Source organism: Vibrio sp. JCM 18905 (assembly GCF_055393305.1).
The window spans coordinates 285,876-309,421 of the sequence record NZ_AP043879.1 but is presented as its reverse complement, the minus strand read 5'-3'; the positions used below and the strand labels follow the sequence as shown (position 1 = coordinate 309,421).

Here is a 23,546-nt window from a genome sequence, read left to right as displayed (position 1 = left end):
AATTATATCATTAATTGTTATTTTCTAAACAAAAAGCCACTTAGATTAAGTGGCTTTTATATATGCAATTAGACAATTACGGTTTGAGTGCGCGCTCACCTCGGGCAATACCCACTACCCCACTACGAGCAACTTCGACGACTTCAGTTACTTCAGATATCGCTTGAATGAAAGCATCCAACTTTTCACTCGTGCCCGCAAGTTGTACCGTGTACTGAGCAGCAGTGACATCCACGATCTGGCCACGGAAGATGTCCGCTGTCCGTTTCACTTCTGCTCGCGCAAAACCGCTGGCTTTCACTTTCACCATCATCAATTCACGTTCGATGTGCTCGTACTCGGTGACTTCTTGTACTTTCAGCACATCGATCAATTTGTGTAACTGCTTCTGAATTTGCTCCAACTGCATCTCATCAGACGTCGTGGTAATGTTCATTCGCGACAGCGTTTCATCATCTGTCGGTGATACCGTCAAAGATTCAATGTTGTAACCACGTTGAGAGAACAAACCAACAACACGAGACAACGCACCCGGTTGGTTTTCCAATAGCAATGAAATAATGTGTCTCATATTAAGTTCTCTCCGTTTTGCTTAGCCACATTTTATCCATACCCTCACCTTTGATTTGCATCGGGTATACGTGTTCGGTTTCGTCTACGTTGATGTCCACAAACACCAGACGATCTTTCATATCCAACGCTTTTTGTAGCCCTTCTTCGAGCTGGTCAGGCGTTTCGATACGAATACCGACGTGACCATAAGCTTCTGCAATCGCTGCAAAATCAGGAACAGAACTCATGTAAGAATTAGAGTGACGACCTTGATAAATAATGTCTTGCCACTGCTTTACCATGCCTAAGAATCGGTTGTTTAGGTTGATGATCTTCACTGGAATGTCGTATTGCATGGCTGTCGAAAGCTCTTGGATATTCATTTGAATACTGCCATCGCCCGTAACAACCACGACTTCTTCTTGTGGCATAGCAAACTTAACACCCATACCAGCCGGAAGGCCAAATCCCATAGTGCCCAATCCACCCGAGTTGATCCAACGGCGTGGTTTGTTAAATGGGTAGTAAAGTGCTGCAAACATCTGGTGCTGACCCACATCAGAAGCAACATACGCATCACCATTGGTCAGCTTGTGCAAGGTTTCAATCACTTGCTGTGGCTTAATTCGCTCTGGTGACTTCTCATAAGCCAAACAATTGCGGTCACGCCACACCTGAATGTCATCCCACCATGCGGTGATGGCATCTTCATCGTTCCCACCTTCTTGCTCTGCCAGCAGGCCAAGCATGGTTGTAAGCACTTTTTCCGCAGAGCCGACGATAGGTAAGTCCACCTTCACGTTTTTCGAGATCGATGATGGATCGATATCAATATGCATGACTTTTGCGTTTGGGCAGTATTTTTCAAGGTTGTTCGTCGTGCGATCATCAAAACGCACACCGATACCAAAAATGAGATCCGCTTCATGCATCGCCATATTGGCTTCGTAAGTACCGTGCATACCCAGCATGCCCAGTGAGTTTTTGTGCGTTCCAGGGAATGCGCCTAGTCCCATCAACGTACTGACTACTGGAAGGTTCAGCTTGTCGGAGAGCTCTAAAATATGTTCATGGGCGCCAGAAATCACAGCACCACCACCGATATAAAGCACTGGCTTTTTCGCTTCTAATAGCGATTTAAGGGCTTTTTTAATCTGGCCTTTATGACCCGACGTCGTCGGCTTGTAAGAACGCATTGAAAGCGTTTCTGGGTATTGGTAAGGCAGTTTGATTTGCGGATTCATTACATCTTTCGGCAAGTCAATCACTACTGGACCAGGTCGACCTGTGGTCGCGATATAAAACGCTTTCTTGATCGTTTCAGGAATATCTTCCGCTTTTTTCACTAAAAAGCTGTGTTTGACCACTGGGCGAGAGACACCAACGATGTCACATTCTTGGAAAGCATCATTACCAATTAGGCTATTAGGTACGTTACCCGAAATAACGATCATTGGGATGGAGTCCATATAAGCCGTGGCAATACCAGTAATGGTATTGGTCGCGCCCGGACCTGAACATACCAGTACGACACCCGGTTTACCGGTAGCGCGAGCGTAACCATCTGCCATATGAGTGGCGGCTTGCTCATGCCTTACAAGTACGTGTTTGATTTGATCGGTTTTGGCATGCAGTGCATCGTAGATATCCAAAACGGAGCCACCTGGGTAGCCAAAGATCTGCTCTACGTGCTCTTCTATCAGAGATTGAACCACCATCTCTGCGCCTGACAACATTGCTGTCATAATTGCTCTCCTTAGCCAGTTTCCTCACCGTAAGGTCAACGGATTGGTCTGGTTTTACATAGTCTAGGTCTTATTCGTAGCCTAATCGAAATACTTCCACGTTTTCGGCTATGTCTTGCGTTCGTCATAACATCCCGCAAGGTTACCCAACAAATGTAACGTTTTATTATCAACGGGTCTAATGAGAGGTTGGTCTACTTTTTAAACAAGATGCTAGTAATTAGAATGTTAGTAGGAATAGCAGCCACACATACCTTATTTCACAGTACAACCTAAAAATTTAACGTTTAAAAAAAGAACATTATTTCAGAACCTTTTAAGTATAGGGTGCTAAATAGCTGTATTTGGTGAGCAAAATAGAAAGAATCAACACAAACAAAAATCCCCAGTAATGCGCAATCACATCACTGGGGATTTTTTCATCAATATAAAATCTAAGTCAGCTTAAGTTACTTTTTCTCTGACTTTTCCTTATACATTTCTTCAATTTCATCTTGGTATTTGTCATTGATGACTTTACGACGCAGTTTTTGAGTTGGCGTTAACTCACCATCATCCATAGAGAAAGCTCTTGGTAACAGTTTAAACTTCTTCACCTGTTCAAACTTTGCCAACTCTTTTTGGAGATCGTTAACACGCTTCTCAAGCATTTCGACCACTTGGTGATGCTTAATCAATTCAACGCGATCGTGATACTTGATATTCAGCTCTTTCGCATACTCTTCAAGAGAATCAAAACACGGCACAATCAGCGCCGAGACAAACTTACGCGTGTCCGCGATAACCGCGATTTGCTCGATGAAGTGGTCTTTACCAATCGCACCTTCAATCATTTGTGGAGCGATGTATTTACCACCTGAAGTTTTCATCAACTCTTTGATACGATCAGTGATGAACAGGTTGCCATTTTCATCAATGTAACCCGCATCGCCAGTTTTTAGGAAACCGTGCTCATCAAAGGTCTTTTCGGTCTCTTCTGGCATTTTGTAATAGCCACGCATCACCATTGGACCACGCACCAGAATCTCGTTGTTCTCACCGATCTTCACTTGCGCGCCAGGCATCGACATACCAATAGAGTCTGGGTTAAAGCACTTATCATCCCAACACGATACTGTCGCCGTGGTTTCAGTCATGCCGTAACCTAACTTCACATTGATACCAATCGCGTGGAAGAATCGGCCTATGGTTTCATCTAACTTTGCACCGCCACACGGCATAAAGTTGATTTGTCCACCAAGTAACGCTCGCAGCTTGCTCAGAACCAATTTATCCGCCAGGGCATATGACTTGTGCAGCATGAGCGATGGCTGACGTTTTTCTTGATGACAAGCGGCCATTTTTGCGCCCATGTTCACAGCCCAAGTAAACATGATCTTGCGATGAATTGGCGCGCGAGACACTTTCTCGTGAATCGCAGAGAAGATCTTCTCATAGAAACGCGGCACGGCACACATCACGGTAGGTTGCACTTGGCTCAGTGCATCACGTACCTGCATGGTGTCTTGCAAATAGCAGTTGGTCGCCCCTTTGTACAACACATAAAAGGTCCAAGCGCGTTCAAATACGTGTGACAGCGGAAGGAAACACAGTGACACATCACTTTGAGAAAGGCTCAAACGTTGATCGTGCCCTTCCAATTGCGCTGCAATGTTTGCGTAGTCCAACATGACACCCTTTGGTTGGCCTGTTGTGCCCGAGGTGTAGATCAGCGTAAGTAGATCATCTTCCTTTGCTTGCTCTAAACGTGCGTCTAATTCAACTTGGTATGTGGTATCGCCTTTGGCGACAAATGCTTGCCAAGAGATAACGAAATCATGCTCGCCAAGTTCGATATCATCAGACATGGCAACAATGAGCTCTAACTGCTCGCACTGGTCGAAAATGCTCACTGCTGCGTCAAATTGTGGCTGCTCACCAACAAACAGCACTTTGACGTCTGCGTTGTCAATGATGTACGCCGACTGAGCGGCGGTATTGGTTGGGTAAATAGGTACTGTTACGCCGCGTAGTTGTAGCGCTGCAATATCAGCAATCGTCCATTGCGGCATGTTGTTCGAGAAAATGCCGATTTTATCTTGGACTCCTAATCCCTGAGCCAAAAGTGCAAGTGATAAAGCATCAACTTGCTGACCAAATTGCGTCCACGTAATACCTTGCCATTCCTCACCCACTTTATGCTTGAGTGCAACGCGTGTACCACCGTTCGCAATTTGTTCACGAATACGTTTAACGATATGAAAATCTAACTTGGCCATTCTTTTACTTACCTTTTGGCTTACAGGCGTAAGCTAATTGAGCGAACAAGTGTACTCACGGCTTGCTAAAACGCAACTGACCAGTATCAAACTTATCACTAATAAGAGACAACTATCACTTATACGTCGCGAACATACCCAAAACTGCTGAATGATTACTCTATTTAACTTACTGTTTCGATTGTTGATTGCTAAAACAAAAAGCCCCGAGAGACAAAAATCTCTCGGGGACCAATGAATTGTAAAAATTGATGATTACCAATATGGTCTTAACCGATAAGACCAAACGTCATCTTATTTTGCGGCAACCACTTCACCACAAGTGATCATCAGTTGATCGCGCAGCCAAATGTGGCCTTTATCTTTTTCACTTGATTCATGCCAGCTTAAGAAGCCGCTGATTTCCTTGTTTGCAAATGGGAAGTCTAGAATTTGCAGCTGATCGCTGTTTACCGCATTTTCTGCCATCCAACGTGGCGCGATAGTCACAAGCTCAGATTGACCTACCACATATAGTAGGTTGCTTAGACTAGAGCCTTCGTACGCGGCTTGGCAATCCAGTTCACGATATGCTTGTTCTGAGAAGCTGCGTTGACCGTGCACTTTCGATAACTTCGCATGTTTTTCGTTAAGCAGTTGCTCGGCCGTTACACCACCTTGAATGCGTGGGTGTGTTTTTGACGCGATAACCACTAATTCATCTTTGAAGATTTCAGTACTTGAGAAACCTTGCTCATCAAAGCGAGCATAATCGATCACGAAATCAATTTCTTGATAGCGCATACGCTCAGACAACAGACGGTCAAATTCTGCATCTAGGTGAAGCTGAACGTTTGGTGCTTGTTGATTCACTTTTGCCATGATCTTCGGAGCAAAACGCATGTCACAAGGACTGCAAATCGCCAGCTTAAATAAGCGAGTCGAAGATTCTGGTTGGAATACGGAGCTAGGAAGTTCATTACGAATCAGCTGTAATGCTTGGCGAATTGGACCAAACAATTGACGAGCACGTTGCGTTGGCTGAATACCACGACCCTGACGCATAAACAGCTCGTCGTTAAACATCACTTTTAGGCGTGCCACGGCATTACTTACTGCCGGCTGAGACATGCCTAAGTTATGTGCTGCACGAGTAATATTTTGCTCTTGCATCACAGCATCAAATACAGTCAGTAGGTTTAAATCTACACCACGCAAAGTGCTTTCCATACGGTAGCTAGCAATTGCGCTCATCGCATCTTTCTTCTCTAACATTGAGTGCGCCTCTTTTGTAATCGTCAACTTTGTTCATTAAATTCATAACGAATAGAATCCCATCTCGCACAAAAGACGGCGGCTGGATTCGAATCATTTTACGAATAGATAACCTAACTTTTTATTATATTTGCTGTCCGGATACTTCCGGCTCGAACTGTACTATCAACTAATCGATTGCGGTTTCGCAACTAGATTGATATTTAATCAGTAAATTTTAGCCGATTAGGTATTTACTCCTTAAATAACAATAATTTGATAAAAACATAAAAAACTATAAAACACGTAAAAGCGCATTCTTTGAGGAAGTATTTAGCAAATTGATGAGACGGATGGTCACCACACGCATGCATTTGCCGCAGTTATTAGTTGAGAGCAAACCAACAGATGACGACTATATCTCTGAGTGAAATTTGCACTTATCAGTCAAATTATCAGCAAATACACATTGAATAGAAATGAAAGAGAAAGAATAAAAATGCAGCCTTCTAGATTGAAAGGCTGCAACAAAATCGTGTCAAAAATAGGAAGGAACAATGTACTTAGAACAACGTACTTAAATGTTCGACACGTAACTTGGGAAATCAACTTGCTCCCACAACTGTTTGGATAACTCCGCTTGTGAATCCCACGCGCCTTGCAATACCCAATGAACAATGGCCTGAGCAACATCTGGGTATTTCACACTTTCGGCTTGCTGCTCCTTTAGCCACTGGCGTACTGCGGGAATGTCTAAGCTCTCCATCGACATCGCAAGCCCTAAGTCTTCTAAGGTCGCGACATTGCTTTGTTGCTCAAACTGACCTGCGAGTGGCTTAAGCAATAATTTTTTCCCTAGAGACAGAGCTTCCGAAGGGAGCTCAAATCCACCATTGGCAATGACACCACTACACCGATGCAAATGATGCTGAAAGTTGCTGTGGCATAAAGGGCGTAATTCTATGTTTTCCACCTGCTCACATTCGATCACATCGGGGTGATAACAGATGAACGCTTGCTGGTTAAAATGGAACAGTAAATCCGAGATGTCTTCAATGGATTCGAACGGTAGGTAAACCAAAACAAAATCGTCATTTTCCGCTTGGCTATCGACGGTATGTACAATTGGCGGCAACAAAGGCTGGTCAAAATGATGCCAATGCAAACCGAGGTGGTGTTGAGAAGGCGCAAAGTATTCAATGACGGATTTGTCTAACCAACTCGCTCCCTTTAACGGCACTGGATAACGGAAAGCATTTTGGTGACTGATACCAATCGACGGCTTATTTTGTTGTTTTGCCGCCCATGCCGTAACAGGCTCGAAATCATTGAGCACGAGATCATAGGACGACAAATCAAGCTGTTTAAGTTCTTTGCAAAATTGCACCAAATTGTTACTCAATGCTGTTTTCGCATAGTTCACTGAACCTTTTTCAGTGATAAAGGTGAAGCCTCGGCGAGTCTGATAATCGCCAAACGCTTCCATTGAAAAGTACTTTTCAGGCGCTCGTCCAGAAAACAAAAAATCGACCTCAACATCGTGCTCTTTAAACGCATGACTCATCGCCCTCGCACGCGCAATATGTCCGTTTCCTGTCCCTTGAACACCGTACAAGATTTTCATCAATTAGCCTCCTAACATCGCAATCGCTAATCCACCACAAAGACTGCCAAGCAGTGCACCAATGATGACATCGGTAAAAAAGTGCACACCCAATAAGATTCGCGCGGTTCCGATTAAACTTGCCCAAAAGAATGCAGCAACGCCTAGGCTCGGATAGAAATGGTCAATCAGCGTCGCCATGACAAACGCAGCGGCAGTGTGTCCTGAAGGAAGACTGTAGCGATCAGAGGGGGTAATAAAAGCAGGAAGGAGTGCACTAAGCTCTTCAGGGCGACGACGCTTAAAACTATTTTTCAGCGTCCAATAAATTGGTAGCTCAATAGCAAAAGCAAGTAAACCCGCCAGTAAAAACCAAACTCCCTGCTCTTTATCTAAATACCAAGCTAATAAACCTAGCACCAAGTACAGATGTCCGTCACCACTGTGGGAGACTCCTTTACTGATGTTGGCAACTTGCTGATTAAAACGGTGCTTAAGACAAACACTAGAGAGCGCTAAATCAAACTTAGCAATGGTTGCAATTGGCTGTGTAATTGTCTCTATGGTTCGCATGTGGCCTTTCCTTACTTTGACAACGCCGTTGTGTGAAAAGTAGGAGGTTTAGGTGACAACTGCATGACGGGAGTTTGGACAATTAATGACAAATGCCAAATTAGGGAGTGCCCAATGATCTATCTATTGAGCACAATCATAGGAGAGAACGCTTAAGAAGGGTTTGCTTGCTGCGGTTGAGGCGTATCGATGTACCAGACCTTTCTCTTCTTACGACAGGCGCGCAAAGAGCCCATCGTCATGTCGCCATCTTTTGTTAGCTCGTAGCTAAGGGAGCGGCAAGTGTAATTTCCTGACAGTTCATGCTCTATGCCCGTTTGCTCCGTTTTACTCGAGTTAGGCTCTAGTAAAGGGTTAGGCTGTGTAGATAAAATGTCACGATTTATCACATTGCTGCGCGCATAATCCTTATGGACATAACCTTTTATCACGCCTTTCTGTTCAACGAGAAACCAAGGTTGATCAACCACTTTTGCTAGCACATTAAAGACTTCCCCTTTCGATAATACGCCAAGCTTTTCCCCTTCAAGACTCGGTTTGGAGCGTAGGTTTAATGTGGTCTTAGAGCGGTAAGAAACATCCATAAACTCTACTGGGTTTGAGGTGTCGACACCTTCAGTGGTTGGTCGGAAAACTTCCGCTTGCTGTTTCTCACTAGGTTGAACACGGATCTTCCACCAAGAATACGTTTCCGGATCTTTACCTTTAAACTTATTTCGGCTGTCAGACTCAAGGGCAACAAGCATCTGATTCAAGAACGATTCGCGTCCCTCATAACTCAAAAATCGATCCATTTGATCATTGATAACCATGACGCTCTGCGAGTGATCATTCATAACAACGGGGGAAGCCACTTCCACATAGGTCTGCGATTGAAACAGCTGACAACCCGACAAGCTGACCAGAGTAAATACTATGGCTGAACGTCCAAATTGTTTTGTTAACCTCATTCTTTCCCTAACCCTTATTTCTTTTACCTAGTGCAACTGCACTACTATAAATGGTCATTCAAAACTTTTGCCAAACAATTCGGACCTTTGTGTGACAAGTCGCAATCCCGATGCTTGTTTTGGTAATGAAACGTCGCAAACTTGATGAGAACTTACTTCTTCTAGCACGTTTCTATCGCATTATGTCGTTTCACTTAGTGCATCATTTTTTTCAAGCAAACGAAAAGACTCATCCGATATGAATAAAAAATCGACTTTAGGGTTGACGCGCTTCATGGAGTGCGGTACTAATTTGTTAACTTAATTATGTGGAAAGCTTAACAACTATGTCAGCTCATTTTTCTATTCTGCTTAGCCTCCTCCTGATCGTGACCAGTTCGCGCGGGTAGGCTGTGGAAGAAAAATAACCACACCAATTTCTAAGAACCCGCATGAGAATGCGGGTTTTTTTATATCTAAATACTGGAAGTAAACGATTAACTTGCACGTAAAGTGCAGAAATCAGGAAGGAAGCAAACATGAACGATCAGGTCATTATATTCGACACCACATTGCGTGATGGCGAGCAAGCGTTGTCAGCAAGCTTGACGGTTAAAGAAAAACTGCAAATTGCCTATGCGCTGGAAAGACTCGGCGTTGATGTTATCGAAGCTGGCTTCCCAATCTCTTCACCTGGTGATTTCGAGTCGGTACAAACCATTGCAAAAAACATCAAAAACAGTCGAGTTTGTGCCCTTTCGCGTGCCGTTGCGAAAGATATTGATGCCGCCGCTGAAGCATTAAAAGTGGCCGACCAATTCCGTATTCACACGTTTTTAGCTACTTCCACCATTCACGTAGAAGACAAGCTACGCCGCAGCTACGACGATGTACTTGAAATGGCGGTCAACGCCGTTAAACATGCGCGTAACTACACCGATGATGTCGAGTTTTCTTGTGAAGATGCAGGTCGTACTCCTATCGACAACCTATGTCGCATGGTAGAAGCTGCCATCAATGCAGGTGCGAGCACAATCAACATTCCAGATACCGTTGGCTACACAGTACCAAGCGAGTTTGGTGGCATTATTCAAACCCTTTTCAACCGCGTTCCAAACATTGATAAAGCGATCATCTCCGTTCACTGTCACGACGACTTGGGGATGTCAGTTGCCAACTCTATTGCCGCCGTTCAAGCCGGCGCGCGTCAGATAGAAGGCACCATCAATGGCATTGGTGAGCGAGCGGGAAACTGTTCACTTGAAGAGATCGCAATGATCATCAAGACGCGTCAAGAGTTCTTGGGCGTTCACACTGGCATTAAACATGATGAAATTCACCGCACCAGTAAATTGGTGAGCCAGTTATGCAACATGCCAATTCAGAGCAACAAAGCGATTGTGGGCGCGAATGCCTTTAGCCACTCTTCAGGTATCCACCAGGATGGCATGTTAAAGAATAAGAATACCTACGAAATCATGACCCCTGAGTCAATTGGCCTTAAAAACCAAGCACTAAACTTAACCAGCCGTAGTGGTCGCGCAGCCGTGAAGAGCCACATGGACACCATGGGATACAACGAGGACGAGTACAACCTAGACGTTCTATACGCGGACTTCTTGAAACTTGCCGACCGCAAAGGCCAAGTGTTCGATTACGATCTAGAAGCCCTAATGCACTTCTCGAACCTGCGTGAAGAAGATGACTTCTACAAACTGAACTACCTAAGCGTGCAATCGGGCAGCGTAATGGCCACCACCAGCATCAAAATGCAATGTGGCGATGAAGAAATGTGTGAAGCGGCAGTCGGTAATGGCCCAGTTGATGCGCTATACCAATGTATCTACCGCGTGACAGGCTACGACATCGTACTGGATAAATTCGACCTAACCGCGAAAGGCGAAGGTGAAGATGGTTTGGGTCAAGCTGACATCATTGCCAACTACAAAGGTCGTAAATACCACGGCACGGGCGTTTCTACCGATATCGTTGAAGCTTCCGGTCAAGCACTATTGCACGTTATTAATAGCATCCACCGTGCAGACAAAATCGAAGAAATGAAGCAGAAAAAGATTGCGACTGTGTAATAACAACTGGGCTGCATGGCTCAGGAAAGAACACGCTCGTTGAAATAATTAAGCTCAAAATTAGAAAACTTAAAGGATTAACATGACAGACAAATCATACAAAATTGCCGTCCTACCCGGTGACGGCATCGGCCCGGAAGTAATGGCGCAAGCACACAAAGTATTGGATGCTATCGAAAAGAAGCATGGTATTGCGTTTGAGCGTGACGAGCATGATGTAGGCGGCATCGCGATCGACAATCATGGCAGCCCACTTCCAGAAAGCACCGTAAAAGCGTGTGAAGAGTCTGATGCAGTCCTATTTGGCTCGGTTGGCGGCCCGAAGTGGGAGCACTTGCCACCCAACGACCAACCAGAACGTGGCGCCCTACTTCCGCTACGTAAACACTTCCAACTGTTTTGTAACCTACGCCCAGCGCAAATCCACGCAGGTCTGGAAGCCTTCTCACCACTACGTGCAGACATTTCAGGCCGTGGCTTTGATATCGTCGTGGTCCGTGAACTGACAGGCGGGATCTATTTCGGTCAACCAAAAGGCCGTGAAGGCGAAGGCGCGACAGAAAAAGCGTTTGATACTGAGGTGTACCACCGCTTTGAGATCGAACGTATTGCAAAAATCGCCTTTGAGTCTGCTCGTCTACGTCGCAAGAAAGTTTGCTCAATCGACAAAGCGAACGTTCTACAAAGTTCAATCCTATGGCGTGAAGTGGTCGAAGAAATCGCGAAAGATTACCCAGATGTCGAGTTGTCACATATGTACATTGATAACGCGACTATGCAGCTTATCAAAGACCCTGCTCAGTTCGACGTAATGCTGTGTTCAAACATCTTCGGCGACATCATTTCTGATGAATGCGCGATGATCACAGGCTCTATGGGTATGTTGCCATCAGCAAGTCTAAACGAAAGCAAATTCGGTCTGTACGAGCCAGCAGGTGGCAGTGCACCAGATATCGCAGGTAAGAACATCGCTAACCCTGTGGCACAAATCCTGTCTGCGGCACTGATGCTACGTTATAGCCTAGGTGAGGAAACGGCGGCACAAGACATCGAAACGGCAGTTTCAAAAGCATTATCAGCGGGTGAGCTAACGGGTGACCTTGCTGGTGACAACCCAGCACTTTCGACGTCTGAGATGGGCGATAAGATCGCTGAGTACATCTTAAACTCTTAATACAGAACAGATTCATAATAAATACTAAATCCTCTATCCACCAATGACTTACCTCTAAGTCATTGGTGCTAAAACAAAGCAACAAGGATAACGAGGAAAGGAAGCAAACAATGGGCAAAACACTATACGAAAAAGTCTACGACGCACACGTTGCCGTCGCAGCAGAAGGGGAAAACCCAATCTTGTACATCGACCGTCACTTGGTACATGAAGTGACGTCTCCGCAAGCATTTGACGGCTTGCGTGAAAAAGGTCGCAAAGTGCGTCAGGTCAGCAAAACTTTTGCCACCATGGACCACAACGTTTCGACAACCACCAAAGACATCAACGCATCGGGTGAGATGGCTCGTATCCAGATGGAAACGCTATCGAAAAACTGTGAAGAGTTTGGCGTTACGCTTTACGACATCAACCACAAATACCAAGGTATTGTGCATGTTATGGGCCCAGAGCTTGGTATTACCCTACCGGGCATGACCATTGTTTGTGGTGACTCACACACTGCTACACACGGTGCGTTCGGCTCTCTAGCATTTGGTATTGGTACCTCTGAAGTTGAGCACGTATTAGCAACTCAAACGCTAAAACAAGCGCGCGCTAAAACGATGAAGATCGAAGTGAAAGGCAAAGTGGCTCCGGGCATCACGGCGAAAGATATCGTGCTAGCCATCATCGGTGAAACCACAGCAGCAGGCGGTACAGGCTACGTAGTTGAATTCTGTGGTGAAGCGATCACAGACCTTTCAATGGAAGGCCGCATGACCGTATGTAACATGGCAATTGAGCTAGGTGCGAAAGCCGGTTTGATTGCGCCAGATGAAACCACGTTCGAATACATCAAAGGCCGTAAATTCTCACCTCAAGGTGCCGACTTTGATGCAGCAGTAGAATACTGGAAGACATTAAAAACGGACCATGACGCTCAGTTTGATGCGGTCGTGACACTAAACGCAGCGGATATCAAACCACAAGTCACTTGGGGTACTAACCCAGGCCAGGTTATCGCGGTAGACCAACCGATCCCAGCACCAGAAAGCTTTGCTGACCCAGTAGAAAAAGCCTCTGCAGAAAAAGCGTTGGCTTACATGGGCCTAGAGGCAGGCAAGTCATTGTCGGATTACAACGTCGATAAAGTCTTCGTTGGCTCTTGTACTAACTCACGTATCGAAGACATGCGCGCAGCGGCGGAAGTCGCGAAAGGTCGCAAAGTCGCGTCTCACGTTCAAGCGCTAATCGTTCCTGGCTCTGAGCAAGTAAAAGCGCAGGCGGAAGCAGAAGGCTTGGACGTTATCTTTAAAGAAGCGGGCTTTGAGTGGCGCCTACCAGGTTGCTCGATGTGTCTAGCAATGAACAACGACCGTTTGGGTCCACATGAACGTTGTGCGTCTACTTCAAACCGTAACTTTGAAGGCCGTCAAGGTCGTGATGGCCGTACCCACCTAGTGAGCCCTGCGATGGCAGCGGCAGCAGCAATTGCTGGTCACTTTGTAGATATTCGTGAACTAGACTAAGGAGCAAACAAATGTCAGGCTTTAAACAACATACAGGCTTAGTTGTTCCTCTAGATGCAGCGAACGTTGATACTGATGCCATCATTCCAAAGCAGTTCCTACAAAAGGTCTCTCGCCTAGGTTTCGGTAAGCACCTATTCCATGACTGGCGCTTCCTAGATGATGCTGGCGAACAGCCAAATCCAGAGTTCGTGATGAACGCTCCGCGCTACCAAGGCGCTTCTATCTTGCTAGCGCGTGAAAACTTCGGTTGTGGTTCATCTCGTGAGCACGCACCGTGGGCACTAGCGGATTACGGCATCAAAGCGATGATCGCACCAAGCTTTGCCGATATTTTTTACGGCAACTCGATCAACAACCAAATGGTACCAGTTCGCTTGACTGAGCAAGAAGTGGATGAAATCTTCCAGTTTGTTGAGGCGAATGAAGGCGCAGAAGTGGAAGTGGACCTAGAAGCGAATGTGGTTCGCGCCAACGGCAAAGAATATGGTTTTGAAATTGATGAGTTCCGTCGTCACTGTTTGTTAAATGGTTTAGACAACATTGGCCTAACGCTTCAACACGAAGACAAAATTGCGGAATACGAAGCGAATATTCCAAGCTTCTTGCGTTAAAACGCATTAGTAAATACACAAATCAAGGGCTGGCAATTGTCGGCCCTTTTAATGTTTTAGGCGACTGATTTTATAGCGCTTTGCTTACGGAATACCGAACGTCTCTGTTGAAATTCGTCACCCTGAACAGCGACGAAGGAGCGTGATGCAGGATCGACTGCCAGAGTGCACTGTGCAGATTCATACTTTCTTTACTCAAGCGTTGTGGGTATTAGATTCCTGATGTCGCTTATGCTCCTCGGAATAACGGAGAATAAAGGCAACTGATTACTGATTAATGATTACTGAAAGAAAACAAGCACTAAACAGGTCTACACTATCAACAATATCTCATTCAAAGGTATCTCTATGAAGCGTCTGTTATTGCTATTGTGTTCTCTAGTTTCTTTCTCGGCGTTCGCTGCACCTAAATCTGATTTATGGCCGTATTGGCAACAATCGAATCAGGCCAACCAAACCCAAATTTCTCATCAGGAATGGCAACAACTGTTAGACAATTACTTGGTTGAACGAGGTGAGAATACTTTGTTCCGCTATAGCAAAGTCACAACTTCAGACAAAACCAAGTTAAAGCAGTACATCCGACGACTGGTAAAACTCGATCCATTGCAGTACAACCAAGCAGAGCAATACGCCTATTGGGTGAACCTTTACAACGCCATCACGGTTGATCTTATTTTGGATAACTACCCCGTCGAATCCATCACCAAGCTGGGTGGCTTATTTAGCTTTGGTCCTTGGGGAGATGATGTGGTCGTGGTCAACGGCAAGGATCTGACTTTAAACGATATTGAACATCGAATTTTGCGTCCAATTTGGAATGATCCAAGAACGCATTACGCCGTAAATTGTGCAAGTTTGGGATGCCCTAACCTACAAGCTCAAGCATTCACTGCCGAAAACACTGAAGCCTTACTTGAAAGTGCTGCCAAAGCGTTTATCAACAGCAACAAAGGCGTATCCATTCAAGGAAACACGGCACAGCTGTCTTCCATTTATGATTGGTTTGCAGCGGACTTTGGTGGAGAAAAACAAGTCTTCAACCACATCGCAAAGTACGCGCCACAGTACAAAAACTTCTCTGGAAAAGTGAAGCACGAATACGATTGGAGTTTGAATCAAGCTGACTAATTTATCGTCACCGTTCAGCTTGCAACGCTTTTGGTCACCCGTAACCCAAAAGCTAAAAGGGCACCAAGTGCCCTTTTTATTTTCTAGATTTTGACAAAATCACTTAAAGCCTTTGACCTTTTTAATCAGATCGTAAGCGTTTTGAATCTCTTGAGATTTTTCTTTCGCTACGTTCATCATCTCTGGTGGTAGGCCTTTAGCCATCAATTTGTCTGGGTGATGCTCGTTCATCAGTTTACGATAAGCACGCTTGACGGTTTTACTGTCGGCATCTGAAGACACATCCAGAATTTTGTACGCGTCAGCCAGTTGATCCGCTTGTGAAGCTTGTTGCCAGCTACCACCAGAAGATTGGCCTTGATGCTGACCATGAAAACCACCCTGGCTTTGGAAACGGAATGCGGCTTCTTGCATTTGCAAGCGACGCTCTAGCTGCTCAGAAGAGAAACCCAAACCACGTGCTATTTTGTGTAACACATTTCGTTCACTAGGATGAATCGAGCCGTCAGCAAAGGCCGCCGAGATTTGTAGTTCAAGAAAAAATTGCAACAAGTCAAAGCGGCCTGCTGTCGAAATTTTCACACGAACAAGAACGTCTTCTAACGGAAAGTCACTGTCTTTACCTTCACGAAACGCATCTTGCGCAGCGCGGCGCTGTTCGCCATGCAAATTCATGCGGTCCATCATTGCAGAAGCAAGTTGGATTTCCTCTTTGGTGACTTGGCCTTTCGCTTTTGCCACATGTCCCATTACCGCAAACGCCGCTTTAAAAAACTCTTCTTGGCGCTGAGCTTGGCTCGGCCCTTTTCCAAAGCCGCCAGTAGAGAACCCGGCTTGACTCAAGCGACGTGCTTTATCGAATTGATGGCCAATAAATAAGCCAAAGAGTAAACCTAGCGGCCCGCCAAGTAACAAGCCAAAAAAGGCACCCAGAATTTTGCCAAAAATATGCATTATGTGTTCTCTATCAATGAATTTTTATCGACGACGGCGGTCTTATAGTGCCGGATGCAACGATTTCCTTTATGATAATGGAATTAGTTTTATTTCGGCTAGGCCATTTCGCCTGCTTATCTTTGCAGCTATTTTGTCGTCATTATGCCACAGTGAATCAATACGCTGGGATAAATGCGACTATAGTTGATTCATTTGGCTATTACGCTAGGGTACAACAAGCCCTATAGCCATCGAGTAGTAGTGACACAGGAAAGTTCAATTCAATGCAACATTTCTCCCGCACATGTTTAGCGGCCTCTATCAGCACCGCCTTGTTTGTACCCACCACTCAAGCTGAAGCGAATATCCATGATAGTGTGCAGGAAATGCCCGCCACAGATCAATGTTTGGTCGATACCAGTGGCGAGGAGGACGCTCTTAATACCCCAGTAGTGGTAGAAGCTGACACCCTGCAAGCCATCAATGGTGACAAAGCTCAGTACTCAGGTAATGTACAAGTCACCCAAGGCCAGAAGAAAATCACCGCAGATAGCGTAACGCTGCACCAACAAGATAACGTCGTGGTTGCCGAAGGCAACGTGACTTTCAATGACGGCCAAGTCAAAGCTCGATCTGATCGTGTTACTAATGACATCAACCAAGACACGTTTTCACTGGAGAACACCGATTATCAGTTCCTTTGCCAACAAGGTCGAGGCACAGCAGCATACATCGCGCGTACAGGTCAGTCGGTTTATGAACTCGAAGATGGTTCTATTACATCATGTCCTCAAGGCGACAATTCATGGCGTTTAGTGGCATCAGGTATTGACGTTGACCAAGATGAAGAGACGGCGACGCTGCACCATCCTCGATTTGAAGTGTTAGACGTTCCTGTTTTCTATGTGCCGTATCTAACCATGCCAATTGGAGATACGCGTAAAACGGGTTTCCTCTTCCCTTCTTTATCGTACGGTTCTAGCGATGGTATGGAAGTCGAGGTGCCATTCTATTGGAACATCGCGCCTCAATATGACATGACACTCACCACGCTCTATATGCAGCAACGTGGTACAAAACTCGATACTGATTTCCGCTACCTAACAGATGGTTGGGGAAATGGGGAAATCAAAGGCGAATACCTCAATAGTGATCGCAAATATCAGGACGAGTCTCGTTGGGGCTACCAAGTTAAACACGACGGTATCATCAATAAACAGTGGATAGTCAAAGTTGATTACTCAAAAGTGAGTGATATTGATTACTTTCTCGATCTCGACTCCGATATTGGTAATCGTGAAGATGGTCAACTGGTTCAAGAAGGACAAGTACAATATCGTTCTGACTTCTGGGATGCCTCGTTAACCGTTCGTGACTTCCAAATCTTATTGAAAGAAGAGAACCGCCCTTATCGCCTGCTTCCTCAGTTAGACTTGAACTACTACACGCCATTGTGGGGAGATTACCTAAACTTTGACGTGAAGAGCCAAGTCAGCCGCTTCGATACGAGCGATGCTGCGCGACCAAATGCGACCCGTGTTCATATTGAACCAGGGCTTACATTGCCGCTTTCAAATTCATGGGCAACGTGGACAACGGAAGCTCGCGTGCTTTCCACGTACTACTCTCAAGACTTAACGGGTCTGACAGATGTAAATTTGCAAAACCAGTTAGATGACGAAGTTTCTCGTGTTATCCCCGAGTTCCGTACGCATGCGCAACTTTACTTAGAGCGAGACACGAGTTGGATCAAGGGCTACACACAAACACTGGAGCCTCAGCTGCAGTACTTGTACGTACCTGAAGAAGATCAAACCAATATCTACAACTACGATACCACCTTGCTACAAACCGACTACTACGGGCTATTCCGCAGTCGTAAGTACAGTGGCATTGATAAAATCGCCTCTGCGAACCAGTTAAGCTACGGTGCAAGTACGCGCTTCTTTGATGATGACTATAAAGAGCGTCTTAACGTTTCATTTGGTCAGATTTACTACTTCGATAAAAAGACCAAACTGAGCAACAGCCCAAATCTTCCGGATGAGACCACCAACTACTCATCATGGGCGATTGAAGCTGATTTCAACTACAACGATTACTTGTTCTATCACGGTGGAATTCAATACGATATCGATTTGAGCTCCATGCAGTTGGCGAACAGTACCTTAGAGTACCAATTTAACGGTGGCTTTATTCAGGGTAACTATCGTTACGTCACGCGTGAATACATCGAAGATACGATCATTCTCGAAAACCTAGACACAATTACTCGTAAAGGCATTTCACAAGCAGGTATTGTAGCGGCCTACGAGTTCAACCCGAACTGGTCTGCAAGTGGTCAATACTACTACGACCTAAATGAAAATGCGGACCTAGAATGGCTAGCGAGCCTGCGTTACCAGTCTGACTGTTGGTACATTGGTGTGACTTACGCCAACCAATTGCTTGGTTGGGAAAACCAAACTATCGGCAGCACTGGCGCATCACCTGAATACGAAAATAACTTTAGCGTTAACTTCGGTATTCAAGGCTTTGCGACCAATCAGCGTGAAGATACTGCAGTCAAAGAACTGGACGGTTCTGACAACGCGATTAAGTACGGCCGCCCATTCTATCTGAACAATTAATCGAAATAGGCGTCTTAAATGAATAAGACGCCTATTCAAAAAATACTGACGGAATTTTAAATGAAAATTTGGAAATCAATCTTATTCACGACCCTACTCTCTTGCGGAGCGGTTGCAGCACCAGTAGAGATCGATAAGGTTGCGGTCATCGTGAACGACGGTGTAATTCTACAAAGCGACATCGAAACAGCGATGAAAACGCTGCAAGCCAACGCACGTCAAAGCGGAAAGAGCTTACCTTCTGCTAGCGTGTTAAAAGAACAAGTTGTTGAAAAGCTGATTATTGACACGTTGCAAGGCCAAGAAGCAGATCGTATCGGTGTGCGTATTGACGATAACCGCTTAAACCAAGCGATTGCGGAGATCGCACGTAATAATGAACAATCTGTAGAACAACTCGCCGCTTCTGTAGAAAGTGAAGGCTTGAGTTACCCAGAATTCCGCGAACAAATCCGTAAGGAAATCGCCGCTTCAGAAGCCCGTAATGCACTGGTTCGTCGCCGTATAAATATCCTTCCAGCAGAAGTCGACAGCCTTGCTGAGCAACTATCACAAGAAACCAATGCGACCGTTCAATACAAAATTGGACACATTCAACTGCGCTTCTCTGATGACAAAGAAAAGTCTGCTGTAGAAGCAGAAGCAAAAGCGCTGGCGAAAAAGCTAAACGAAGGTGCAGACTTTACGGAGATGGCCTACACCTACTCAAAAGGTCCTAAAGCTTTACAAGGTGGTGACTGGGGTTGGATGCGTAAAGAAGAGATGCCAACCATCTTTGCCGATCAGATCAAAATGCAAAACAAAGGCAGCATCATTGGCCCATTCCGCAGTGGCGTCGGTTTCCACATCCTAAAAATTGAAGATGTAAAAGGCTTAGAAACGGTTGCGGTAACGGAAGTAAATGCGCGTCATATTTTGATTAAACCAACCGTGATTCTGAGTGACGAAGGGGCGAAGAAGCAACTGAATGAGTTTGTACGCCGCATCAAAGCTGGCGAAGCCACTTTCGCTCAATTGGCAACGCAATACAGCCAAGACCCTGGCTCGGCAGCTCAAGACGGTGAGCTAGGTTATCAAACGCCAGATCTGTACGTGCCAGAATTTAAACACCAAGTAGAAACTCTGCCTGTTGGCTCAATCAGTGAACCGTTCAAAACCGTTCACGGCTGGCATATCGTTGAAGTGTTGGATCGTCGCCAAGTTGACCGCACTGACTCAGCGATGAAGAATAAGGCTTACCGTATTCTATTTAACCGTAAATTTAATGAAGAAGCGGGCGCATGGATGCAAGAGCTACGCGCAAGTGCGTTTGTTGAAATCGTGGATGACAACAATGACAACTAATACAATTCGTAGAATTGTCGTAACCGCAGGGGAACCTGCGGGTATCGGCCCAGACTTAGTGCTTGCCTTATCGAAGGAAGATTGGGCGCACCAAATTGTCGTCTGCGCCGATAAAAATATGCTGATGGACAGAGCCAAGCTGCTTGGCATTGAAGTCCAACTGTCTGATTACAATCCAGAAGAAACGCCTAAAGCACAAAAAGCAGGCACGCTTATCGTTGATCATATCCAAATATCGGAACCTGCGGTCGCAGGCGAGCTCAACGAAGCGAATGGTCACTATGTACTAAAAACGCTAGAAAGAGCCGCTTTAGGCTGTATGAATGATGAATTTGATGCTATTGTCACCGGCCCTGTTCATAAGGGGGTGATTAATCGCGCAGGTGTTGCATTCAGTGGTCATACTGAGTTTTTCGCCGAGAAGTCAAAAACGCCGCTAGTCGTCATGATGCTAGCAACGGAAGGACTACGCGTGGCGCTAGTCACAACACATATTCCTTTAGCGTATGTGTCCAAAGCGGTCACCGAAGAGCGATTAGAAAAAATCATCGATATTCTTCATAAAGACCTTGTAGAAAAGTTTGCTATCGCACAACCAAACATCTACGTTTGCGGGCTTAACCCTCATGCTGGCGAAGATGGCTGCTTAGGTCGTGAAGAGATCGAAACCATCACTCCGACACTGGAAAAAATTCGACAAGAAAAAGGTATCAACCTGATCGGCCCTCTGCCGGCTGATACCATTTTCAATGAAAAATATTTAAATGATGCTGATGCTGTTTTAGGCATGTACCATGATCAAGTGTTGCCAGTATTAAAATACAAAGGCTTTGGTCGTTCAGTAAACATTACTCTTGGTCTACCTTTTATTAGAACATCGGTGGATCACGGTACTGCATTAGACCTGGCAGGGACAGGTCAAGCGGATACAGGGAGTTTCCGAACAGCGCTCACGCATGCGATAGATTTGGTAGAGAAGAAATAATGAGAAATGATGTCCATTTAGGACACAAAGCGCGTAAACGTTTTGGTCAAAACTTCCTGAACGATCCATACATTATTGATGGAATCGTATCAGCGATTAACCCAAAACCAGGTCAAAACCTGGTTGAAATCGGTCCTGGTCTCGGTGCAATCACTGAGCCGGTAGGTCGTGAAGTGGATAAGTTCACAGTTATCGAATTAGACCGCGATCTGGCAGAACGCCTACGTACTCACCCTGAACTGGCGGATAAGTTGACCATCCATGAGGGTGACGCTATGCGTTTTGACTTCACTCAATTAGTGAAGCCAAACAACAAGCTACGCATTTTCGGTAACTTGCCGTACAACATCTCTACACCATTGATGTTCCACCTTTTTGAATTCCATAAAGACATTCAAGACATGCACTTTATGCTGCAAAAAGAAGTGGTAAACCGCTTAGCCGCCGGCCCTGGCAGCAAAGCTTACGGCCGTTTAACGGTAATGGCTCAGTACTACTGTAAAGTGGTACCAGTACTGGAAGTGCCGCCAACGGCATTCGTTCCACCACCGAAAGTGGACTCTGCCGTTGTTCGTTTAGTGCCATATGAAGAGCTACCATGCCCTGCGAAAGATCTGCGTTTGCTGGATCGCGTTTGTCGTGAAGGCTTTAACCAACGTCGTAAAACAGTTCGTAACTGCTACAAATCGTTGTTAAGCACAGAAGTACTAGAAGAGCTAGGTGTTAATCCAAGCATGCGTCCAGAGAACCTGACGCTAGAACAATTCGTCGCGATGGCGAACTGGCTTGCGGATAACCCGCAGCACTAAGAACTCAAACAATGAGCCAAACCCTTGCCGGTTTGGCTTATTATTATTGGGATATTACGTTTCTGAGGAGTGCACATGGACTTCATTCAACCTTGCATCAAAATTCAAGTTCACACCAAATACATCGAAGAACAGTCCAATCCTGAGCTACAACGCTACGTTTTCGCCTATATCATCACCATCAAAAACCTTAGCCAACAAACCGTGCAGTTAGTGAGCCGTCGCTGGTTAATCACAGACTCGAATGGCAAGCAAATGACGGTTGAAGGTGATGGTGTGGTGGGTCAACAACCTTTTATTCCAAGCAATGATGAATACACGTACAGTAGCGGAACCGCGTTAGAAACCCCTGTCGGCGTTATGCAAGGGCACTACAAAATGCTGGATGAAAAAGGACAGGAGTTCATCACCGAAATTGAACCCTTTCGTCTTGCTATTCCAAATGTTTTAAATTAGTAAATTGGAGATTCAGTGGCTACCTATATTGTTGGTGATATTCAAGGCTGTTTTGATGAATTGCAGCGACTACTAGAACAAGTCTCTTTCTCTGCGAAAAAAGACCAACTTTGGCTCGCTGGTGATTTGGTCGCCAGAGGGCCTAAATCACTAGAAACTTTACGCTTTGTGAAGTCGCTTGGCACAAGCGCAACCGTGGTGCTTGGTAATCACGACCTTCACCTGCTCGCCGTTGCTCACGGGATAAAAAAGGTCAAAGATAAAGATAAAACCGCGCCTATTTTCACTGCACCCGATAAAGAAGATCTATTGGCATGGCTAGCTCAGCAACCTCTTATGGCCGAGCATGACGAGTTCGTGATGTGTCACGCTGGGATATCACCGCAGTGGAATCTAAAAACCGCAAGAAAATGTGCCCGCGAAGTTGAACGCATCATCCAAAGTGAAGAGCTGCCTTGGCTCTTAAAAAACATGTACAGTAATCAACCTGATTCCTGGGATGACTCTCTACAGGGTTTGGACCGATACCGTTATATTATCAATGCTTTTACGCGGATGCGCTTTTGTTTCCCCGATGGTCGTTTGGATATGGATTGTAAACTACCACCACAACAAGTTTCCGGTAACGAACTTATTCCATGGTTTGATGTACCTCAGCGCGTTCACCTCAATAAAACGGTGTTATTTGGTCACTGGGCTGCACTACAAGGCCATGTAGACGAAGAGATCATCGGTCTGGATACTGGCTGTGTTTGGGGCGGAAGCCTAACCATGATCCGTTGGGACGATAAGAAAATCTTTACTCAGGATGCGTTAAGTTAAACACTGAATAATAGTCGATAATCCATCGTAGGGAGAATGCCTGTCACCTAACATCTCCTGTAGGGTCATTCCAGCGAGCCTTAGCGAGACTAGGAATCTAATATCCGCACGCTGCGGGTAGATAGAGATACCTTTAACAACAAAGTACTCGTAT

Annotated in this window: 19 protein-coding genes; 11 read left to right on the top strand and 8 right to left on the bottom strand. The window is 45.4% G+C overall.

The features are described from left to right. Nucleotides 1-76 precede the first annotated feature (76 nt). From ilvN to ACZ5ZC_RS09670, 7 genes are all read right to left on the bottom strand, one after another. Nucleotides 77-571 carry an acetolactate synthase small subunit gene (gene ilvN / locus ACZ5ZC_RS09700; protein WP_005392253.1) on the bottom strand — a complete coding sequence of 165 codons (495 nt, stop codon included), beginning with the start codon at nucleotides 569-571 and terminating at the stop codon, nucleotides 77-79. A gap of 1 nt (nucleotide 572) precedes the next feature. After that, complete coding sequence (locus ACZ5ZC_RS09695) at nucleotides 573-2,297, bottom strand: acetolactate synthase 3 large subunit (RefSeq protein ID WP_005392255.1); 1,725 nt, start codon at nucleotides 2,295-2,297, stop codon at nucleotides 573-575. Nucleotides 2,298-2,746: 449 nt separating this feature from the next. Further along, a complete protein-coding gene (locus ACZ5ZC_RS09690; protein WP_464931875.1) occupies nucleotides 2,747-4,555 on the bottom strand; it encodes an AMP-dependent synthetase/ligase in 1,809 nt (602 codons plus the stop codon). A 294-nt stretch (nucleotides 4,556-4,849) separates the two neighbouring features. Beyond that, the gene (calR, locus tag ACZ5ZC_RS09685; RefSeq protein ID WP_005379693.1) at nucleotides 4,850-5,809 is read right to left on the bottom strand and encodes a LysR family transcriptional regulator CalR; all 960 of its coding nucleotides are present in this window, start codon (nucleotides 5,807-5,809) and stop codon (nucleotides 4,850-4,852) included. A 556-nt stretch (nucleotides 5,810-6,365) separates the two neighbouring features. Further along, nucleotides 6,366-7,412, bottom strand: a complete 1,047-nt coding sequence (locus tag ACZ5ZC_RS09680; RefSeq protein ID WP_464931874.1) for an MJ1255/VC2487 family glycosyltransferase — start codon at nucleotides 7,410-7,412, stop codon at nucleotides 6,366-6,368. Nucleotides 7,413-7,415: 3 nt separating this feature from the next. Continuing rightward, nucleotides 7,416-7,964, bottom strand: coding sequence for a phosphatase PAP2 family protein (locus ACZ5ZC_RS09675; RefSeq protein ID WP_005379690.1), 549 nt, complete (start codon nucleotides 7,962-7,964; stop codon nucleotides 7,416-7,418). 152 nt (nucleotides 7,965-8,116) lie between these two features. Next, entirely contained in the window at nucleotides 8,117-8,914 is a 798-nt protein-coding gene (locus ACZ5ZC_RS09670; RefSeq protein ID WP_237312043.1) for an SH3 domain-containing protein, read from the bottom strand. A 518-nt stretch (nucleotides 8,915-9,432) separates the two neighbouring features. Between ACZ5ZC_RS09670 and leuA the strand changes: the two genes are divergently transcribed. The 5 genes from leuA to ACZ5ZC_RS09645 all read left to right on the top strand — a co-directional run bounded on the left by leuA (nucleotide 9,433) and on the right by ACZ5ZC_RS09645 (nucleotide 15,410). Then, nucleotides 9,433-10,980, top strand: a complete 1,548-nt coding sequence (leuA, locus tag ACZ5ZC_RS09665; RefSeq protein ID WP_464931873.1) for a 2-isopropylmalate synthase — start codon at nucleotides 9,433-9,435, stop codon at nucleotides 10,978-10,980. Nucleotides 10,981-11,062: 82 nt separating this feature from the next. Continuing rightward, nucleotides 11,063-12,154 carry a 3-isopropylmalate dehydrogenase gene (leuB, locus tag ACZ5ZC_RS09660; RefSeq protein WP_464931872.1) on the top strand — a complete coding sequence of 364 codons (1,092 nt, stop codon included), beginning with the start codon at nucleotides 11,063-11,065 and terminating at the stop codon, nucleotides 12,152-12,154. A gap of 110 nt (nucleotides 12,155-12,264) precedes the next feature. Continuing rightward, nucleotides 12,265-13,665 (top strand): 3-isopropylmalate dehydratase large subunit, encoded by a 1,401-nt coding sequence (leuC, locus tag ACZ5ZC_RS09655; RefSeq protein WP_109168754.1) that lies wholly within the window; start codon nucleotides 12,265-12,267, stop codon nucleotides 13,663-13,665. 11 nt (nucleotides 13,666-13,676) lie between these two features. Beyond that, on the top strand, nucleotides 13,677-14,279 hold the full coding sequence (leuD, locus tag ACZ5ZC_RS09650) for a 3-isopropylmalate dehydratase small subunit (RefSeq protein ID WP_046874029.1): 603 nt from the start codon (nucleotides 13,677-13,679) through the stop codon (nucleotides 14,277-14,279). Nucleotides 14,280-14,627: 348 nt separating this feature from the next. Then, nucleotides 14,628-15,410 (top strand): DUF547 domain-containing protein, encoded by a 783-nt coding sequence (locus tag ACZ5ZC_RS09645; RefSeq protein WP_464931871.1) that lies wholly within the window; start codon nucleotides 14,628-14,630, stop codon nucleotides 15,408-15,410. 99 nt (nucleotides 15,411-15,509) lie between these two features. On the opposite strand, the gene djlA is transcribed toward ACZ5ZC_RS09645, so the two are convergent. Continuing rightward, complete coding sequence (gene djlA / locus ACZ5ZC_RS09640) at nucleotides 15,510-16,364, bottom strand: co-chaperone DjlA (RefSeq protein WP_005383076.1); 855 nt, start codon at nucleotides 16,362-16,364, stop codon at nucleotides 15,510-15,512. A gap of 266 nt (nucleotides 16,365-16,630) precedes the next feature. On the opposite strand from djlA, the gene lptD reads away from it, so the two are divergent. From lptD to ACZ5ZC_RS09610, 6 genes are all read left to right on the top strand, one after another. Next, nucleotides 16,631-18,976 carry an LPS assembly protein LptD gene (lptD, locus tag ACZ5ZC_RS09635; protein WP_006742729.1) on the top strand — a complete coding sequence of 782 codons (2,346 nt, stop codon included), beginning with the start codon at nucleotides 16,631-16,633 and terminating at the stop codon, nucleotides 18,974-18,976. A 60-nt stretch (nucleotides 18,977-19,036) separates the two neighbouring features. Further along, the gene (gene surA / locus ACZ5ZC_RS09630; RefSeq protein ID WP_006742728.1) at nucleotides 19,037-20,320 is read left to right on the top strand and encodes a peptidylprolyl isomerase SurA; all 1,284 of its coding nucleotides are present in this window, start codon (nucleotides 19,037-19,039) and stop codon (nucleotides 20,318-20,320) included. Continuing rightward, nucleotides 20,310-21,305: a 4-hydroxythreonine-4-phosphate dehydrogenase PdxA gene (gene pdxA, locus ACZ5ZC_RS09625; protein ID WP_054867294.1), complete on the top strand. Its 996-nt coding sequence runs from the start codon at nucleotides 20,310-20,312 to the stop codon at nucleotides 21,303-21,305. Before surA ends, pdxA begins: the two co-directional genes overlap by 11 nt. Next, nucleotides 21,305-22,114 (top strand): 16S rRNA (adenine(1518)-N(6)/adenine(1519)-N(6))-dimethyltransferase RsmA, encoded by an 810-nt coding sequence (gene rsmA, locus ACZ5ZC_RS09620; RefSeq protein ID WP_005379669.1) that lies wholly within the window; start codon nucleotides 21,305-21,307, stop codon nucleotides 22,112-22,114. The genes pdxA and rsmA overlap by 1 nt, the downstream gene beginning before the upstream one ends. A 75-nt stretch (nucleotides 22,115-22,189) precedes the next feature. Continuing rightward, nucleotides 22,190-22,570 carry a Co2+/Mg2+ efflux protein ApaG gene (gene apaG, locus ACZ5ZC_RS09615; protein ID WP_054867223.1) on the top strand — a complete coding sequence of 127 codons (381 nt, stop codon included), beginning with the start codon at nucleotides 22,190-22,192 and terminating at the stop codon, nucleotides 22,568-22,570. 15 nt (nucleotides 22,571-22,585) lie between these two features. After that, nucleotides 22,586-23,392, top strand: a complete 807-nt coding sequence (locus ACZ5ZC_RS09610) for a symmetrical bis(5'-nucleosyl)-tetraphosphatase (protein WP_226421523.1) — start codon at nucleotides 22,586-22,588, stop codon at nucleotides 23,390-23,392. Nucleotides 23,393-23,546: the final 154 nt, after the last annotated feature.